This is a genomic window from Tahibacter caeni, from assembly GCF_024609805.1.
Classification (GTDB): Bacteria; Pseudomonadota; Gammaproteobacteria; order Xanthomonadales; family Rhodanobacteraceae; genus Tahibacter; species Tahibacter caeni.
This window is the reverse complement of record NZ_JANFVR010000668.1, coordinates 1-1,075: the sequence shown is the minus strand read 5'-3', so window position 1 is coordinate 1,075 and position 1,075 is coordinate 1. Positions and strand designations below refer to the sequence as shown.

Genomic DNA, 1,075 nt, shown 5'->3' with positions numbered 1-1,075 from the left:
CCGCGCGCCGCAGCGCGCCGTCGCGGCGGGACAGTTCGCGCTCGACCTCGGCTTCGGCGACGCCGACGGCCGCGTCGTGGCCGAACTGCGCGGGCTCGTGTTCGAAGCGGTTGCGCCGACCGTCACGGCGACGGCGTCGGCGGCGCCTGCCGTGACGACACCGGCCGATACCGCGGCGACGGCGCCCGTCGCGCCGGCAATTACGACCGCTGTTGCACCGCTGCGTTTTTCGCTGGGACCGGTCACGGTGGGCGGCGAGGACCCAGCGCCCGTGCCGCCGCTGCGCGACAAGCCGCGCGGCATCGCGCTCGTCAATCCGCGCGCCGTCGTCGCCGCGGAACTGCGGCGTCATCAGGTCGCCGCGCAGCGCCCGCGCATCGCGCTGGCCGATCCCGGTGCCGTCCGCTCCGGCAGCGCCGGCGTCGTCGAACTGCTCGATCGCGGCGACGGCGTGTTCATGCTGCGCATCGACGCGGGCCTGAACCGGCTCGACGGCGCGTTGGTCGCCGCGCTGCTGCAGGCGCTGCGCGTCGCGCGCGACGCCGCGTCCCTGCGCGTGCTGCTGCTCGAAGGCAACGAGCAGGGTTTCGTCCGCGGCGATGCCGCGGGCTACGCCGCGGCGCTGCACGCCGGTCTGCACGAGGCGATCGCGAACTTCCCGTATCCGGTGATCGCGCTGATGCAGGGGGCTGCGACCGGCGCGGGCTGGTGGCTCGGTTCGCTCTGCGATCTGCAGCTCTGCAGCGAGGAAGCCCAGTACGGCTACGGGCCTGACGACGCGGCGCTGTGCGCGGCGCACACCGGATACCTGCACGAGCGCTACGGCCCTGTCGCGGCGCGCCAGCTGCAGTCGCTCCCGGGCTACCGCAGCGGCGTGCAGCTGCGCGCGGCCGGCGGGTCCTGCCGGATCCTGCCGGCGGCACGCCTCCGGCACGAAGCGCTGGTCCTGGCCGGCGAGATCGCCGGCAAGTCCGCGCTCGCGCTGCGCCTGCTCAAGGCGCATCTCGCGCGGCCGCTGACCGATGCGGTCACCGCCTTGGCGCCCGTCGCGGCGGGCGGCGCGCGCTGGCGCGGC

Annotated in this window: 1 protein-coding gene; it reads left to right on the top strand. The window is 75.7% G+C overall.

Going from position 1 to position 1,075, the window contains the following annotated elements; genetic code table 11:
- Positions 1-1,075 (top strand): enoyl-CoA hydratase-related protein (locus NON22_RS24720; protein ID WP_257389633.1); only part of this gene is annotated, 1,075 nt, incomplete at both ends.